The sequence below is a fragment of the Mycobacterium sp. 852013-51886_SCH5428379 genome, assembly GCF_001665575.1.
GTDB lineage: Bacteria > Actinomycetota > Actinomycetes > Mycobacteriales > Mycobacteriaceae > Mycobacterium.
This window is the reverse complement of record NZ_LZSU01000021.1, coordinates 22,347-36,919: the sequence shown is the minus strand read 5'-3', so window position 1 is coordinate 36,919 and position 14,573 is coordinate 22,347. Positions and strand designations below refer to the sequence as shown.

Here is a 14,573-nt window from a genome sequence, read left to right as displayed (position 1 = left end):
CACCACATGCGTGAGTCGAGAAGGGTCTCCCGATGAGCACACTCCACAAGGTCAAGGCGTACTTCGGTATGGCGCCGATGGATGACTACGACGACGAGTATTACGAGGACGACGATCGCGGCGCGTCCCGCAGCTATGCCCGGCGTCCGCGCGAGGACCGCTTCGAGGACGAGGGTTACGGCCGCGACTACGACCGCCCCTCGGCCCGTGAGTACGACGATGCGCCGGCCTTCCGCGGCGGTTACGACGAGCCGCGCTTCGATCCGCGGATGCGCGGACCCCGGGAGTTCGAGCGCGCCACGTCGCCGCGCCTGGGCGCCCTGCGCGGGTCGACCCGCGGCGCGCTCGCGATGGACCCCCGCCGCATGGCGATGCTGTTCGAAGAGGGCAGCCCGATGTCGAAGATCACCACGCTGCGCCCCAAGGACTACAGCGAGGCCCGCACCATCGGCGAGAAGTTCCGCGACGGGACGCCGGTGATCATGGACCTGGTCTCGATGGACAACGCCGACGCCAAGCGTCTGGTCGACTTCGCCGCCGGTCTCGCGTTCGCCCTGCGCGGCTCCTTCGACAAGGTGGCCACCAAGGTCTTCCTGCTCTCGCCCGCCGACGTCGACGTCACCGCCGACGAGCGGCGACGGATCGCCGAAGCCGGCTTCTACGCGTATCAGTGACCGCACCCGTCAGTACGCGAACGGGAACCGTCCGATCATGCAGGTAGGCTGACACCCGTTGGGTTCGAGCCCACATCGCATGTCACACATCTGCCGGTAGTGAGGTCGGGCTTCAGTTGGCGCTGTTCTTCGAAATCCTGGGTTTCGCGCTGTTCGTCTTCTGGCTGCTGCTCATCGCACGGGTGGTCGTCGAGTTCATCAGATCCTTCAGTCGCGACTGGCGTCCGAGGGGTTTCACCGTGGTCGTCCTCGAGGTGATCATGACGGTGACCGACCCGCCGGTGAAGCTGCTGCGCAGGCTGATTCCGCAGCTCACCATCGGTGCAGTCCGGTTCGACCTCTCCATCATGGTGCTGCTGCTGGTGGCGTTCATCGGTATGCAGCTGGCGTTCGGCGCCGCGGTCTGACCCCACCGCCGCAGGTCACAGGATGATTGAAATTCATCCTTAACTTTGACCCTCGACTGCGACTTCAGGGTCTGGTGTGACAGGATGGGCGCCAGTTGCGATTCCGAGCAGGCTTTACACTTTGAGATCGGTCACGGTCCAGACTCCAAGGGGGCAGACAATGCCGCTCACTCCAGCCGACGTTCACAACGTCGCGTTCAGCAAGCCGCCCATCGGCAAGCGGGGCTACAACGAGGACGAGGTCGATGCATTCCTCGATCTCGTCGAGAACGAGCTCTCGCGTCTCATCGAGGAGAACGCCGATCTGCGTCAGCGGGTTGCGGAGCTGGATCAGGAGCTGAGCTCCGCCCGTTCCGGCGGCGGTGCCACGCAGTCGGCCCCGTCGGCGCCGCAGTATGAGCCCGCGCCGGAGCCGACTCCCGCACCGCAGCCGGTGTACGAGGCGCCGGCCGCCGCACCCGCCCCCGCGCAGTCGTCGCAGGCGAGCGAGGACATGGCGCTGCGTGCCGCGAAGGTGTTGAGCCTGGCCCAGGAGACCGCCGACCGCCTGACCAGCACGGCTCAGGCCGAATCGGACAAGCTGCTCTCCGACGCCCGCGCCCAGGCCGACGCCATGGTCAGCGAGGCGCGTCAGACCGCCGAGACCACGGTGACCGAGGCGCGTCAGCGCGCCGACGCCCTGCTGGCGGATGCGCAGAACCGCTCCGAGACGCAGCTGCGTCAGGCGCAGGAGAAGGCCGACGCGCTGCAGGCGGACGCCGAGCGCAAGCACTCCGAGATCATGGGCACCATCAACCAGCAGCGCACGGTGCTGGAAGGTCGCCTCGAGCAGCTTCGCACCTTCGAGCGCGAATACCGCACCCGCCTCAAGACCTACCTGGAGTCGCAGCTCGAAGAGCTCGGCCAGCGCGGCTCGGCGGCACCGGTGGACTCGAGCGCCAACAACGACGGCGGCGGCTTCAACCAGTTCAGCCGCGGAAACAACTGACGCGCAACGCTGATCCATGTTGATCATCGCGCTCGTCCTGGCCGTCATCGGCCTGGCGGCTCTGGTGACCGCCGTGGTCACCAGCAACGAGTTGATCGCGTGGGTGTGCATCGGCGCCAGCGTCATCGGCGTGGTGCTGCTCATCGTCGACGCGCTGCGCGAGCGGTCACGCGGTGCTGACGCGGACAGCGACACCGCGTCCGGTGCCGAGGCCAAGACCGAACAGTTCGACGCCGACTACCCCGATGACACCGACACCGATACCGTCGCCGAAGCAGGCGATGCGAATCCGTTTGCGGCCGAGGAGGATCCGGGCGACGCCGACGCGGTGCCGTTCGACGAGCGGCACGAAGACCCGCGCGAGGACGAACCCGCGGTGGGCGACCGCAACACCCCCTAGCGCGGCCCCTGGCTGGTCAACACCAGCGGGTCCCCGTCGGTGATCGCGATCGTGTGCTCGCTGTGGGCGGTTCGCGATCCGTCGGCCGACCGGATGGTCCAGCCGTCGGGGTCGTAGACGATCCGATCGGTGCCGAGGGCGAACCACGGTTCGAGCGCCAGGGTGAGACCCGGACGCAGTCGCAGGCCGCGGCCGGCTCGTCCGCGGTTTGCGACGTGCGGATCCTCGTGCATGGTCCGGCCGATGCCGTGCCCGCCGAACTGCGTGTTGACCGGATATCCGTAATCCGTTGCGACAGCTTCGATTGCGGCCGAGATGTCGCCGAGATGCCCGCCCGGTCGGGCGCCGGCGATACCGGCGGCCAGCGCACGTTCGGTGGCTTCGACGAGCCGGCGATCCTCCGGCCGCGGCGTCCCGACGATGACGGTGCGCGCCGAATCGGCCACCCAGCCGTCGATGGAGACCGCGATGTCCATGCTCAGCACATCGCCGTCGCGCAGTACGTAGTCGTGGGGAAGGCCGTGCAGCACAGCGTCGTTGACCGACAGGCAGATGACGTTGCGGAACGGGCCGCGCCCGAAGGACGGCGCGTAGTCCCAGTAGCACGACACCGCGCCCCGCTCAGAGATCAGTTGCCGCGCACGATGTTCCAGGTCGAGAAGGTTCACCCCGACCGCCGCGCGCGACTGCAGGTCCCCGAGCAGTTGGGCGACGAAGGCCCCGGTGGTGCGCATCGCCTCGATCTCCCGCGGCGTCTTCAACTCCAGCACGTGTGGCCTCTCCTCGTCCTCGTCGAGCTACCGGTATAGAAATACCGTATAGTGGCCCTCATGGTGCGCTCACCCCTGACCCGCGAGCAACTCGCGGCCGGTAAACGTCTCGGTGCCCTTCTCCGTCAGGCCCGCGGCGACCGCACCCTCGCCGAGGTGGCCGAGGCCGCCTCGATCTCCCCGGAGACACTGCGCAAGATCGAGACCGGCCGCCTGGCGACCCCGGCGTTCACGACGGTGGCCGCGTTGGCCGCGGTGCTGCAGCTCCCGCTCGACGATCTGGCCCGGGTCTGCCTGCCCGATCTGCACCTGCAGAACGCCGGATAGTCAGCGCGTCGGCGTGGCCAGCAGCTCGCGTACCTCGTCGTCGGTGACCTGGTGGAAGTCGGCGAACACCTGCCCGACCGCATGGAAGGCCGTCGGCATGGTCGCGCACACCACCGCGTCGGCCTCGCCACCCAGGTCGCGGCAGGCCGACCTCGGACCCACCGGCACCGCCGCCACCACCTCGGCGGGATCCAGTGTCCGCACCGCCCGGACTGCAGCCAGCATGCTCGCGCCGGTGGCGATCCCGTCGTCGACCAGCACCACCGTCGCCCCGGCCATCGCGAGCGGCGCCCGGCCACCGCGATAGGCGGATTCGCGGCGGTGCAGTTCGGCGGTCTCCCGTTCGATCACCCGTGCCACGTCGTCGTCGCCGATGCTCAGGTTCGCGATCAGCTGCTCGTTGAGTACGACGCCGCCGCCGGAGGCGATCGCGCCCATGGCCAGCTCCGGCCACTGCGGCACTCCGAGTTTGCGCACCAGGAAGACGTCCAACGGCGCGCCCAGCGCCCGGGCCACCTCCCAGCCGACGGGCACGCCGCCGCGGGCGAGGCCGAGGACGACGGTCCCGGGACGGTGATAGGACACCAGGTCCTGCGCCAGGATCCGGCCCGCTTCGTGACGGTTTGCGAACGTCCGCCGAACCGCCCTGCCCAGGGACATGGTGGACGGGTACCCCGTCCACATCGCGTACACCCGTCGACAGGAGACCCATGGGTATCGAGTTCGAGAGCATCGTCGACCATCCGCTCGACGAGGTGTTCGCCTGGCACACCCGCCCCGGCGCCATGCCCCGCCTCGTGCCGCCGTGGCAGCCGATGACGGTCGTCGCGGAGACACCGTCACTGGCCGACGGTCAGGCGGTACTGGGTCTGCCGGCAGGCATGCGCTGGATCGCCCAGCACGACCCCGCCGCCTACGATCCGCCGTACCGGTTCGCCGACGCGCTGTCGGCACGCGGCCTGCGGACATGGCCACCCCGGGTGATCGGTTACTGGCGACACACCCACTCGTTCGCCGAGGCCGGTCCTGGCCGCACCCGCGTCCACGACCGGGTGGACACGACGGTGCCCGGTGCGGCGTTGCGGCCGACGTTCGTCTACCGGCACCGTCAGCTCGCCGACGATCTCGCCGCCCACCGGGACGCCGCGCAGGCCGGGTGCGGGCCGCTCGTGGTGGCGGTGACGGGAGCGTCCGGTCTGGTCGGGTCCGCGCTGACGGCCATGCTGACCAGCGGCGGGCACCGGGTGATCCGGCTGGTGCGGGGCACACCGCGGGGGCCCGATGAACGCCGGTGGGATCCGGCCCGGCCCGCCCCCGATCTCCTGCTCGGCGTCGACGCGGTGGTCCACCTCGCGGGGGCCTCGATCGCCGGCCGCTTCACCGCGGCGCACCGCAGCGCGATCCGCGACAGCCGCATCGAGCCCACCCGCCGGCTCGCCGAACTGGCCGCCGTCGGCGGCGGTCCCCGGGTCTTCGTCAGTGCCTCGGCGGTCGGCTACTACGGATACGACTGCGGTGACACCGTCCTGACCGAGGACAGCCCGCGCGGCACGGGGTTCCTGGCCGACGTGGTCGCCGACTGGGAGGCCGCGACCGCCCCGGCCGCCGCGGGCGGACTGCGCGTGGTGGCCGTGCGGACCGGCATCGTCCAGTCCTCGGCGGGCGGCACGCTGCGACTGTTCCGGCCGCTGTTCGCCGCCGGGTTGGGCGGCCGGCTGGGCAGCGGCAGGCAGTGGCTGTCGTGGATCGGGCTCGACGACCTGCTCGACGTGTACTACCGGGCGTTGTGGGACGGCAACCTGGCCGGGCCGGTCAATGCCGTCGCCCCCGAGCCGGTCCGCAACGCCGACTACACCCGGGCGCTGGCCGGGGTGCTGCACCGACCGGCGCTGCTGCCGGTGCCGTCGCTGGGGCCGCGGGTGCTGCTGGGGGCGCAGGGTGCGCGCGAACTCGCGGAGGCCGATCAGCGGGTGCTACCGGCGACGCTGGCTGCGGCCGGCCACCGGTTCCGTCATCCGACGGTCGAGGGTGCGCTGGCCCATCAGCTCGGGCACGGCGCGGCCGCGGCGTAGGACAGGAAGCCGCTCACCAGCAGCCGTACGCGCCGCCGGGCGTCGTCCTCCAATTGCCTTGTGCGGTACATCAATTCGTCGTGGTCGAGACCGAACCGGACGACGTCGCCGTCGCGGTCGTCGCCAAGCCAGTCCGCCAGCACCCGGTGGTCGAGTTCCGGGTGGAACTGCAGAGCCAAGGCGCGCCCGAGCACGAAGGCCTGCGGCGCGTTCGGGGTCCGCGCGATCTCGACCGCGCCGGGCGGCACGGTGAACCGGTCGAAATGCCACTGGAACCACGGCCCCGGGGGTACCAGATCGGGGCGGTCGGTGGCGATGTCGTACCAGCCGATCTCCGGCGCGGTGGACCGGCCGACGGTGCCGCCGAACGTCTGCGCGAGCAACTGACCGCCGAAGCAGATCCCGAGCAGTGCCACGCCCGCGTCCGCGGCGTCGCGCATCATCTGCATCTCGGCGCCCACCCAGGTCGCGCGGAGCGCCTCGTCGTAGACCGGCCAGCGCGCCCCGAGCGGCACGATCACGTCGTAGTCGGCCGGATCCGGGAAGGTGACCTCGTGGGCGGGGGCGTCGATGCGTTCGGCGGGGACGACGGTGAACGTCGCGACGTCGTAGCCGGCATCGCTGAACGCCTCGCCGAGCAGCGCTTCGGTCGCCAGGTGTTCGTTGTGCAGGAAGAGAACGGTGGGTGCCACCCGGGTCATTATTCCGTCGGCACCGGAGGGGCGGCGTCCGGTGCCAGGTGCTGCGCGATGCGGGCGAACATCAGTTGCGCCGCGTTCGAGTAGTCGCCGCCGGCGTCGAACGCGTCGGGCTCGAATGTCACCGCAACCGCGATCGCGATCCCGCGCGACGGCAGATACGCCTCGACGGCGCCGTACCCGGACATGAGCGGGTTCTGCAGAAGCCACTCCCCGGTGATCACCACGCCGAGGCCGTAGGTGTAGCTGTCGGTCATCGGCGCGCACGTCGCGCACCCCGGCTGGGCGTGGGTCCGGCCGCGCAGGTCGGTCGACACCATCAGCCGGTGGGATTCCGGGGTCAGCAGCTCGCCGGAGCCGATGGCGACCGCCGTGCGTTCGAGGTCGGTGATGGTGCTGGTCTGGATGGCGCCGTGGGTGATCGACCACGACGGGTTCCAGTAGGTGGACTCCTCGTAGAAGGGGGTGCCGTCCGGGATGCGCAGAGCCTGACGGCGTTCGGAGGAGAACGCGTGCAGGGCGGGTTCGGGCAGTTCGGCGGTGAGCGACGCTCGGGTGGCGCCGAGTCCCAGTGGGGTCAGGACCTTCTCGGCGAGCAGGTCGCTCATTGCGCGGCCCGTGGCCTTCTCCAGCGCCAGGCCGAGCAGCACGTAGTTGGTGTGGGCGTAGTTCCAGTTGCTGCCCGGTTCGTAGAGCAGCGGTTTGTCGACGGCGAAGGCGAGGAGGTCGTCGGTGGTCCACGCGCGGAACGGGTCGGCGTAGAGCGCGGCGGCGAAGGCGTCGTTGCCGATCACGTAATCGTGGTAGCCGGAGGTCATCTGGGCGAGCTGGTGCAGCGTCACGCGTTCGGCGTGGGGGACCGACGGCAGCCAACGGGCCAGCCGGTCATCGAGGCTGACCACTTTCTCCTCGGCCAGGAGCAGCAGCAGTGTCGAGACGTAGGAGATGGCCACCGCGCCGTTGCGGAAGTGCATGTCGGTGGTGGCGGGCACCCCGGTCACCGTCTCGCCGAATGCCCGGGTGATGATCTCGTCGCCATCTTCGGTGACGCGGACGATGGCCGCCTTCAGATGCGCCTGCGCCATCGTGTCGGCGATGATCTGCGCGATCGCATCGGCGCGCGGATCCTGTTGCCGCTCCGCAGGCTCGGTGGATGTGCAGCCGGTCACGAGGGCCAGTGCGGCGAGCGCGGTGAACAGCCGGCGAATCGGGGCCATGGACTGATCTTGACAGAGGGTGGCCGGCCCGCTGCACGCAACGCTCGTTCAGTGACCGGGTTCGAAGCTCAGCGGCAGGGTCAACGGTCCGCAGATGCCGGTGAGCGGTCCCCAGGGCGCAGGCCCCGCACGGTGCGGTGCCGGCATCCGCGAGGTGATCACCGTGAGCGCCTCGACCAGTTCGGTGCGGGCCAGATGCGTGCCGAGGCAGTAGTGGATGCCGCCGCCGAACGTCAGCATCGCCGAGGCGTTCCGCCTGCCGAGATCCAGCACGTCGGGGTCATCGAACGCGGCCGGATCACGGTTGGCCGCAGCGATGTTGACGATGACCATCTCGCCCTGCCGCAGGCTCAGGCCCGGCAGGTCGACGTCCACGCGGGGGCAGCGGATCGTGGTGAAGACCACCGGCCAGAAGCGCATCAGTTCGTCGACGGCCAGCGGGATCGACTCCGGGTGGTCCGCCAGCATCGCCCACTGCTCGGGGCGGTCGCACAACACGTCGACGGCTGCGGCGAGCTGATTGCGGGTGGTGTCCGTGCCCGCCATCAGCAGACCGCCCGCCAACATCAGCAGCTCGGTGTGGGTGAGCCGGTCGCCGTCGATCTCCGCCCGGATGAGGTCGGACATCAGGTCGTCGGTCAGCGCGTCGCGGCGTTCGCGGACCAGGGCGTCGTTGTAGCGGTCGAGCGCCGCCCAGGCCCGCTCGATGTCGTCGGCGTCCTCGGCGACGTTCCAGTCGAAGAGCTTGAAGACCTCGTCTGCCCACGCCGAGAGCTGCGGCCAGTCCCGTGCGGAGGCGCCGAGGAGGGCGCAGATGACCGGAACCGGATAGGGCCGGGCGATGTCGGCGACGACGTCGCAGAAGCCCTCGTCGGTCTGGCGGCCCACCAGTTCGTCGGCCAGCTGCCGGCAGGTCGCGCGCAGCCGGTCGGAAGCGCGCGGGGTGAACGCCCGGCACACCAGCTTGCGTAACCGGTGATGGTCCGGGCCGTCGAGGCTGAGCAAGTTGGTGCTGACGCGGTCCCACAGGGGGCCGGAGTCGACGCCCTGGGCGGCGAGGCCGAGACCTTTCGGGGTGGCGAACCGGTCGTCGCGCAACACGGTTCGGGCCAGTTCGTAGCTGAGTACCTCAGGGCCGTGCGGGCCCGTCGCGACCGGTCCCTGAGCGCGCGCCGCGGCGAGCAGACGGTGGGCCTCGGCGGGGGAGTCCGCCGTCTCGTAGTCGACGACCGGCGCGCCGACCTCCTGAATGGTCATGGCATCAGTTGTCCCGCAAAGCAGTGGGCGCGGGCATCAACCGAACGGATGATCTGTACGCCGGATGTGGTCAGCGCGTGATGCCCGCCGAGGCATCGCTCTGTGTGCTCGGAGTGTCCGGGGATGCCTCTCGGTCGGTGTCAGTGTCGATGCCGGCGTCCGCCCGGCCGCCCGTCGCGATCGGCGCCCGCTGCGGGGCTTCGTCGTCGGTCATCTCGGTGTCGCCTCCGCGAGTCACCCCGCCGGCGTCCGGCCGCCGGTCCACCACGAACCCGGACGACGGTGCGGTGTCCTCGCCGTCGTCGACGACGGTCTCCGGGGCGGCGAGGACCGTCACCAACTCGCCGAGTCGCGTGACGGCGTTGGTGAACTGGAACGTCACCTCACCGACGGCGATGCGGACCAGCTCCGCTCCCGCCTCTGCGAGGGCGCCGACGACGGCCAGCCCGGTGTCGACGACACGACGGTCTCCGGCGGTCGCCACCAGGTCGGCGACTTCGGTGACGGTCGACATGATCACCGCGTTGCCCAGCGTCAGGTTCTCGGAGAGCTTCGCGAACGCATCGACCGACAGCGTCTTGAGGATCGTCAGCGCGGCCACACCCTTCGCACCGTCGGTCGCGTCGATCAACCCGGTGAACGTGCCGTCGATCGATCGGACGATGTTGTCGACGACCCCGATCAGGGCTTGCACCGGCATTCCGGCCAACGCCCCGATCTGGGTCGAGGTGACCGCCAGCTGCACCTCGGGCGCCGTGAGGACCGGCACGGGCGGTGCGGACACGTGCTGGGGCGGCAGCGCCACCGGGGTGAACGCGATTGCAGACGCGGCGGTGAGCGCGACGCCGGCGGAGAGCACTGAGCGAGCGGTGAGGTCCATGGGAGGAGTCCTTTCGACGGCCGCGGCGCAGTCACGCCGCGAGCTGGTTGACCACACCGGCGAATACGGTGGGTAGTGCGTGGGCGGCCGGCACGATGCGCGACCGCAGCAGCGGGATCGATCCGGCGCGGACCAGTCCGGCCGTGAGTAGGCGGTGTCGGCGGGTCAGCGCCCGCCAGCGGCGGTCGTAATCGCCCGGTCTCTGGGAGACAACGCATTCCACGAGTAGTTCCGCACCGCCGAATGCGAGGCCGAGGCCCTCGCCGGTGAGCGCGTCGATGTAGCCGGCGGCGTCGCCGACCAACAGCACCCGGCCCGCGGTCCGGTTGCGCGCCTTCTGCCAGAGCGGGCCGGCGGCCCGGTCGGAGCCGTGGACGTGGCCACCGACGCGGTCGAGGAGAGCGGGGAACTGCGCGAGGTGCGCGTCGAATCCACCACGGGCGGCGCTGAGGATCGCGATACCCACGCAGTCGTCGGCGACCGGGGTCACGTAGGCCTCACTGTCCGCCGCCCAGTGCACCTCCACCCGGTCGCTCCACGGCGCCGTATGAACGTGTCGGCGGATGCCCCACCTCCGCGGGGCCGAGCAGGTCTGCGAGAGGCCCAGTGTGCGCCGGACCGGCGAATGCAGACCGTCGGCGGCTGCGAGGTACCGGGCGCGCAGACCGCCCGCCCGCACGGAGGTGGCGTCCTGGTCGACGGTGTCGACCGTGCCGTGCACGATGCGCACGCCGGCGGCCACAGCCGCCTCGCGCAGTGCGGCGTGCAGCACGGTCCGGCGCACGCCGCGGCCCGGCCGCGTCCGGAACCCCGCGTCGATCCGGTGTTCCCCGGCGACATAAGCGATTCCGCGTAACGGCACCCCCGGCGGTGTGACGCCGAGCCGGTCCAGATGCGCCAGCGTGTGCGGCATCAGTCCTTCACCGCATGCCTTGTCGAGGGTGCCGCTGCGGCGTTCGACCACCACCACCTCCAACCCGGCCCTGGCGCCGTACAGCGCGGTGGCCAGGCCGGCCGGCCCGCCTCCGGCGACCAGCAGGTCGATCACCGCAACCCCGCCAGTGCGGTGTTCTCCACGCCGATGCGGACCCGCAGCAGCGCGGCGTTGAGCACGGTGAACACCACCGCGGTGAGCCACGCGCCGTGCACCAGCGGCAGGGCGACGCCTTCGACGGCGACCGCGACGTAGTTGGGGTGCGGCAGCAGCCGGTAGGGCCCGCCGGTGACCCGCGGTACGTCGGGGACGACGATGACCCGGGTGTTCCACTGCGGGCCGAGCGTCCGGATGCACCACCAGCGCAGCGCCTGCGCGGCCACGACGAGGGCCAGCATCGAGTACCCGAGGGCGGGCACGAAGGGGCGGTGCAGCACGGCGGTCTCGAGGAGACATCCGGCCAGCAGACCGACGTGCAGGGTGACCATCGCCGGGTAGTGCCCGGCGCCGTGCTCGGTACCGCCACGCTCCCGGCTCCAGTGCCGGTGGCTTTCGGCGACAACCACTTCGGCGATCCGCTCGGCGCCGACCGCGAGGATCAGCAGCGCATACCAGGACATCGGTCAGCGCCAGCGCAGCAGGACGAGTTCGGAGCAGAACCCCGGACCCATCGCCATCATCAGGCCGGGCGTGCCCGCCGGCGGCTGTTTTGCGATGGTGTCGCGCAGCACGTGCAGCACCGACGCCGACGACAGGTTGCCGACCTCGGCGAGGGAGCGCCACGTCAGCTCCAGCGCGTCGTCGGGTAGGCCGAGGGTGGCGGTGATCGCCTCGATGACCTTGGGTCCGCCGGGGTGGCTGACCCAGGTGCCGACATCGCCGACCGTCATGCCGTGGGTGTGCAGGAAGCCCGAGACGTCCTGTCCGAGATGACGTTCGACGACGCGCGGGACGTCGGGGGAGAGGACCAACCGGAAGCCGCTGGTGTCGACGTCCCAGCCCATCGTCCGCAGCGAGTCCGGATACAGATGGCTGCGGGAGTCGATGACCTGCGGGCCCGTCCCCGGTGGGAGACGGTCGGCGCGGTGCTCACCGACGGCCACCACGGCGGCCGCACCGTCGCCGAACAGGCTGCTGCCCACCACCGTGGCCATCGTGGGATCGGTCTTGGCGACCAGCGAACACAGTTCGACGGCGAGTAGAACCGCGACCCCGTCGGGATGGCCGACGAGGTGGTCGTGCATCCGCGCCACCCCGGCGGCACCTGCCACACACCCCAACCCGAACATCGGCACCCGGCGCACATCCGGACGCAGGCCCACCCGGGCGGCGATGCGCGCGTCCAGCGTCGGCACCGCGATGCCGGTGACGGTGGTGGTGTAGATGACGTCCACCTCGGCGGCGTCGATTCCGGCGTCGTCGAGAGCACCCGCCAATGCCGCGGTGCCGAGTTCCACGGCGTGCTCGATGAACAGATCGTTGGCCCGGCCGAAGTCGGTCACCGTCGCGTAGTCGGCCAACGGCAGGATCATGTGGCGGGTGTCGACCTTGGCGCTGCGGTGCAACGCGCGGATGCTCTCCGCGTAGGGCGCGTAGCCCGGAAGCGCGATGAGCGCCTCGGTCACCTCGTCCTGGGTGTAGCGGTGCTGCGGTACCTCTCCGCGGACGGCGGCGATGACACTCATGACACTCTCTCTTTCTCCAGTGGTAGATCCGTTGCCGGATCGGTTGTTTCGTGCAGGCCGAAGCGGCGGTGCAGTCGCGTCAGCCATTCCGGCGCCCACCAGTTCCCAGCGCCGAGCACGTGCATGAACGCCGGCATCAGCACCATCCGGACCAGCGTCGCGTCGACCAGCACCGCCAGGGTGAGGCCGAGGCCGAACATCCGCATGAACGACACCTCGGCGGCGATCAGCGCGGCGAACGAGATGGACATGACCACCGCCGCTGCCGTGACGACGCGGCCCGTGCGGGCGATGCCGAGCGCAACACTGGTGTCGTTGTCCACCCGGCGGCGCGGCGAGGCGAGCCAGAACTCGCGGATGCGCGAGACGAGGAACACCTCGTAGTCCATCGACAACCCGAAAGCGATGCAGAACAGCAGCACCGGGACATTGGCCACCAGCGTCCCCGTGGGTGTGGTGCCCAGGGCGCCGAGGTGGCCGTCCTGGAAGATCCACACCATCGCCCCGAACGCTGCCGTCAGCGAAAGCAGATTCAACACAAGGGCTTTGAGCGGGATCGCGACGCTGCCCGTCAGCAGGAACAGCAGTGCGAACATGATGACCGCGATCGATCCCAGGACCAGCGGCAGTCGTGCGGTGATGGCGTCGACGCTGTCGCGGTTGGTCTGGGCCGTGCCGGTGACCAGTACGTCGCGACCGCCCGGCCCGGGCACCGCGTGCAGCGCGTCGAGCTGTGCCTCCGAGCGGTCGGAGAACAGCGGGGCGGTGCTGTGCACAGTGAAAAACGCCCGATCGGCCCTCTCCGTGGCCGGCGACACCACGGCGACGTCGGGCAGCCGCGACAGCGCATCGCGGTATGCGGCCAGGTCCTGACGCGTCAACCCCGCGGTGTCGGGCAGGACGACGGTGACCGCGGTCGCCGCATCATCGACGAAGTCCTGCCGCAGCCGATCGCCCACCTGATGGGCCGACGACGACGCGGGCAGCACCCGGTCATCCGGGAAACCCCACCTGACGCCGGCGAACGGTGCGCCGAGCAGGACCAGCAGCGCGACAACGCCCAAGCCGTACGGCAGTGCGCGGCGCATGACCGCGGTGGTCCAGCGATAGAGGACCTGGGTGCGCTCCGGACGGTGCAATGCCCTGCGGTTATCGAGCCGGTGGCCCAGCAGGACCACCGCGGCGGGCGTGATCGTCAACGCGGCCAGCGCGGCGAAGCCCACCGTCGCCACACCGGCGTAGGCGAACGACTTCAGGAAGTGCATCGGGAACAGCACCATCACCGCCATCGACAGCGCCACGATCGTCGCCGAGAACACCACGGTGCGGCCTGCGGTGACCATCATCGTGACCACGGCGTCGGCGCGCGTGGCGCCGTCGCCGAGCTCGTCACGGTACCGGCTGATCATCAGCAGCGTGTAGTCGATCGCGAGGGCGAGACCCAGTGCGGCACTGAGGTTCAGCGCAAAGATCGAGACGTCGGTGAAGGCGGTGACGACCCGCAGCACCGCGAGCGCACCGAGGACGGCCATCGCGCCGACGGCGACCGGCACCGCGGCGACCAGCAACCCGCCGAACACCCACACCAGGACCAGGAAGCTCAGCGGGATCGCCAGCGACTCCATCAGCAGCAGATCGCGCTGCGACTGTTCGGTGATCTCCACGTCCACCATCGCCGGCCCGCCGGCGCGCACCGTCACGCCGTCCCGATCGAACGCCACCTCGTCGGCCAACTCCCTGGCGTGGTCCTGGACGTGCGTCGAGTCGCCTGCGAGGCCGGCGACGATCAACGCGGACCGTCCGTCGGCACTGACCAGGGGGCCTGCGGCGCCCGGCGGGGTCGTCCAGGCGGAGGTGACGGTCGCGACGTGGGCAGAGCGCTCGAGCACCCCGACGATCTGCCCACCGACCCCGCGCGCGGGCTCGCTGTCGTAGCCGTCGGGACTCGAGACGACGATGAGCAGCTGCGAGGACCCCTGACCGAAGGCGTCGGTCAGCAGCGCGGCGGCCCGCGACGACTGCGCGGACGGATCTTCGAATCCACACGCGCACAACGATTTCGCGACCGGCACGCCGAAGATCGCGGCGGCGACGGCGACCAGCGCGGCCGCGACGACGATGCGGCGCGGGACGGTCAGCGCGACCAGGGCCACGGAGCGGAGTGCCGACCGGCGCTGCACTGGCTGAGTCACGTCGGCCCCCTCGAAGTGATGTCAACGGCTGATGACTTAGCACGCTAGGCCGATGGCACGGCTATGTCAACA

The 14,573-nt window shown here is 70.4% G+C and carries 16 protein-coding genes; 6 read left to right on the top strand and 10 right to left on the bottom strand.

Annotated features, from left to right (window positions below):
- Window positions 1–32: 32 nt before the first annotated feature.
- The 4 genes from A5757_RS09755 (at window position 33) to A5757_RS23610 (ending at window position 2,469) form a co-directional block, all read left to right on the top strand.
- Entirely contained in the window at window positions 33–674 is a 642-nt protein-coding gene (locus A5757_RS09755) for a cell division protein SepF (protein ID WP_066832544.1), read from the top strand.
- Between the two features lie 116 nt (window positions 675–790).
- Entirely contained in the window at window positions 791–1,081 is a 291-nt protein-coding gene (locus tag A5757_RS09750) for a YggT family protein (protein WP_066832536.1), read from the top strand.
- A 160-nt stretch (window positions 1,082–1,241) separates the two neighbouring features.
- Entirely contained in the window at window positions 1,242–2,069 is an 828-nt protein-coding gene (locus A5757_RS09745) for a DivIVA domain-containing protein (protein WP_066832534.1), read from the top strand.
- A gap of 16 nt (window positions 2,070–2,085) precedes the next feature.
- On the top strand, window positions 2,086–2,469 hold the full coding sequence (locus A5757_RS23610) for a hypothetical protein (protein WP_066832531.1): 384 nt from the start codon (window positions 2,086–2,088) through the stop codon (window positions 2,467–2,469).
- On the opposite strand, the gene map is transcribed toward A5757_RS23610, so the two are convergent.
- Window positions 2,466–3,239 carry a type I methionyl aminopeptidase gene (map, locus tag A5757_RS09735; RefSeq protein WP_066832528.1) on the bottom strand — a complete coding sequence of 258 codons (774 nt, stop codon included), beginning with the start codon at window positions 3,237–3,239 and terminating at the stop codon, window positions 2,466–2,468. The two genes, A5757_RS23610 and map, sit on opposite strands and share 4 nt — an antisense overlap.
- 60 nt (window positions 3,240–3,299) lie before the next feature.
- Between map and A5757_RS09730 the strand changes: the two genes are divergently transcribed.
- Window positions 3,300–3,566 carry a helix-turn-helix domain-containing protein gene (locus tag A5757_RS09730; protein ID WP_066832929.1) on the top strand — a complete coding sequence of 89 codons (267 nt, stop codon included), beginning with the start codon at window positions 3,300–3,302 and terminating at the stop codon, window positions 3,564–3,566.
- Here A5757_RS09730 and A5757_RS09725 read toward each other — a convergent pair whose 3' ends face one another.
- Window positions 3,567–4,226 (bottom strand): phosphoribosyltransferase, encoded by a 660-nt coding sequence (locus A5757_RS09725; protein WP_066832927.1) that lies wholly within the window; start codon window positions 4,224–4,226, stop codon window positions 3,567–3,569.
- Window positions 4,227–4,276: 50 nt separating this feature from the next.
- Between A5757_RS09725 and A5757_RS09720 the strand changes: the two genes are divergently transcribed.
- The gene (locus A5757_RS09720; protein ID WP_066832526.1) at window positions 4,277–5,638 is read left to right on the top strand and encodes a TIGR01777 family oxidoreductase; all 1,362 of its coding nucleotides are present in this window, start codon (window positions 4,277–4,279) and stop codon (window positions 5,636–5,638) included.
- Here A5757_RS09720 and A5757_RS09715 read toward each other — a convergent pair.
- From A5757_RS09715 to A5757_RS09680, 8 genes are all read right to left on the bottom strand, one after another.
- Window positions 5,608–6,339 (bottom strand): type 1 glutamine amidotransferase, encoded by a 732-nt coding sequence (locus A5757_RS09715; RefSeq protein WP_066832523.1) that lies wholly within the window; start codon window positions 6,337–6,339, stop codon window positions 5,608–5,610. The two genes, A5757_RS09720 and A5757_RS09715, sit on opposite strands and share 31 nt — an antisense overlap.
- Entirely contained in the window at window positions 6,339–7,553 is a 1,215-nt protein-coding gene (locus A5757_RS09710) for a serine hydrolase (protein WP_066832520.1), read from the bottom strand. Before A5757_RS09710 ends, A5757_RS09715 begins: the two co-directional genes overlap by 1 nt.
- A 48-nt stretch (window positions 7,554–7,601) precedes the next feature.
- Window positions 7,602–8,810: a cytochrome P450 gene (locus A5757_RS09705; RefSeq protein ID WP_066832518.1), complete on the bottom strand. Its 1,209-nt coding sequence runs from the start codon at window positions 8,808–8,810 to the stop codon at window positions 7,602–7,604.
- 70 nt (window positions 8,811–8,880) lie between these two features.
- Window positions 8,881–9,690, bottom strand: coding sequence for a hypothetical protein (locus tag A5757_RS09700; protein ID WP_066832515.1), 810 nt, complete (start codon window positions 9,688–9,690; stop codon window positions 8,881–8,883).
- Between the two features lie 31 nt (window positions 9,691–9,721).
- Window positions 9,722–10,738 (bottom strand): NAD(P)/FAD-dependent oxidoreductase, encoded by a 1,017-nt coding sequence (locus A5757_RS09695; protein ID WP_066832513.1) that lies wholly within the window; start codon window positions 10,736–10,738, stop codon window positions 9,722–9,724.
- Entirely contained in the window at window positions 10,735–11,244 is a 510-nt protein-coding gene (locus A5757_RS09690) for an isoprenylcysteine carboxyl methyltransferase family protein (protein ID WP_066832510.1), read from the bottom strand. Before A5757_RS09690 ends, A5757_RS09695 begins: the two co-directional genes overlap by 4 nt.
- 3 nt (window positions 11,245–11,247) lie before the next feature.
- Window positions 11,248–12,309: a type III polyketide synthase gene (locus A5757_RS09685; RefSeq protein ID WP_066832507.1), complete on the bottom strand. Its 1,062-nt coding sequence runs from the start codon at window positions 12,307–12,309 to the stop codon at window positions 11,248–11,250.
- A complete protein-coding gene (locus A5757_RS09680) occupies window positions 12,306–14,501 on the bottom strand; it encodes an MMPL family transporter (RefSeq protein WP_231983938.1) in 2,196 nt (731 codons plus the stop codon). The genes A5757_RS09685 and A5757_RS09680 overlap by 4 nt, the downstream gene beginning before the upstream one ends.
- Between the last annotated feature and the right edge of the window lie 72 nt (window positions 14,502–14,573).

Excerpts from the sequence above, each read along its gene's own strand:
- A5757_RS09755 (WP_066832544.1), top strand. The coding sequence starts at position 33 with ATGAGCACACTCCACAAGGTCAAGGCGTACTTCGGTATGGCGCCGATG.
- A5757_RS09745 (WP_066832534.1), top strand. The coding sequence starts at position 1,242 with ATGCCGCTCACTCCAGCCGACGTTCACAACGTCGCGTTCAGCAAGCCG.
- A5757_RS23610 (WP_066832531.1), top strand. The coding sequence starts at position 2,086 with ATGTTGATCATCGCGCTCGTCCTGGCCGTCATCGGCCTGGCGGCTCTG.
- A5757_RS09730 (WP_066832929.1), top strand. The coding sequence starts at position 3,300 with ATGGTGCGCTCACCCCTGACCCGCGAGCAACTCGCGGCCGGTAAACGT.
- A5757_RS09725 (WP_066832927.1), bottom strand. The coding sequence starts at position 4,226 with ATGTCCCTGGGCAGGGCGGTTCGGCGGACGTTCGCAAACCGTCACGAA.
- A5757_RS09720 (WP_066832526.1), top strand. The coding sequence starts at position 4,277 with ATGGGTATCGAGTTCGAGAGCATCGTCGACCATCCGCTCGACGAGGTG.
- A5757_RS09715 (WP_066832523.1), bottom strand. The coding sequence starts at position 6,339 with ATGACCCGGGTGGCACCCACCGTTCTCTTCCTGCACAACGAACACCTG.
- A5757_RS09710 (WP_066832520.1), bottom strand. The coding sequence starts at position 7,553 with ATGGCCCCGATTCGCCGGCTGTTCACCGCGCTCGCCGCACTGGCCCTC.
- A5757_RS09705 (WP_066832518.1), bottom strand. The coding sequence starts at position 8,810 with ATGACCATTCAGGAGGTCGGCGCGCCGGTCGTCGACTACGAGACGGCG.
- A5757_RS09700 (WP_066832515.1), bottom strand. The coding sequence starts at position 9,690 with ATGGACCTCACCGCTCGCTCAGTGCTCTCCGCCGGCGTCGCGCTCACC.
- A5757_RS09690 (WP_066832510.1), bottom strand. The coding sequence starts at position 11,244 with ATGTCCTGGTATGCGCTGCTGATCCTCGCGGTCGGCGCCGAGCGGATC.
- A5757_RS09685 (WP_066832507.1), bottom strand. The coding sequence starts at position 12,309 with ATGAGTGTCATCGCCGCCGTCCGCGGAGAGGTACCGCAGCACCGCTAC.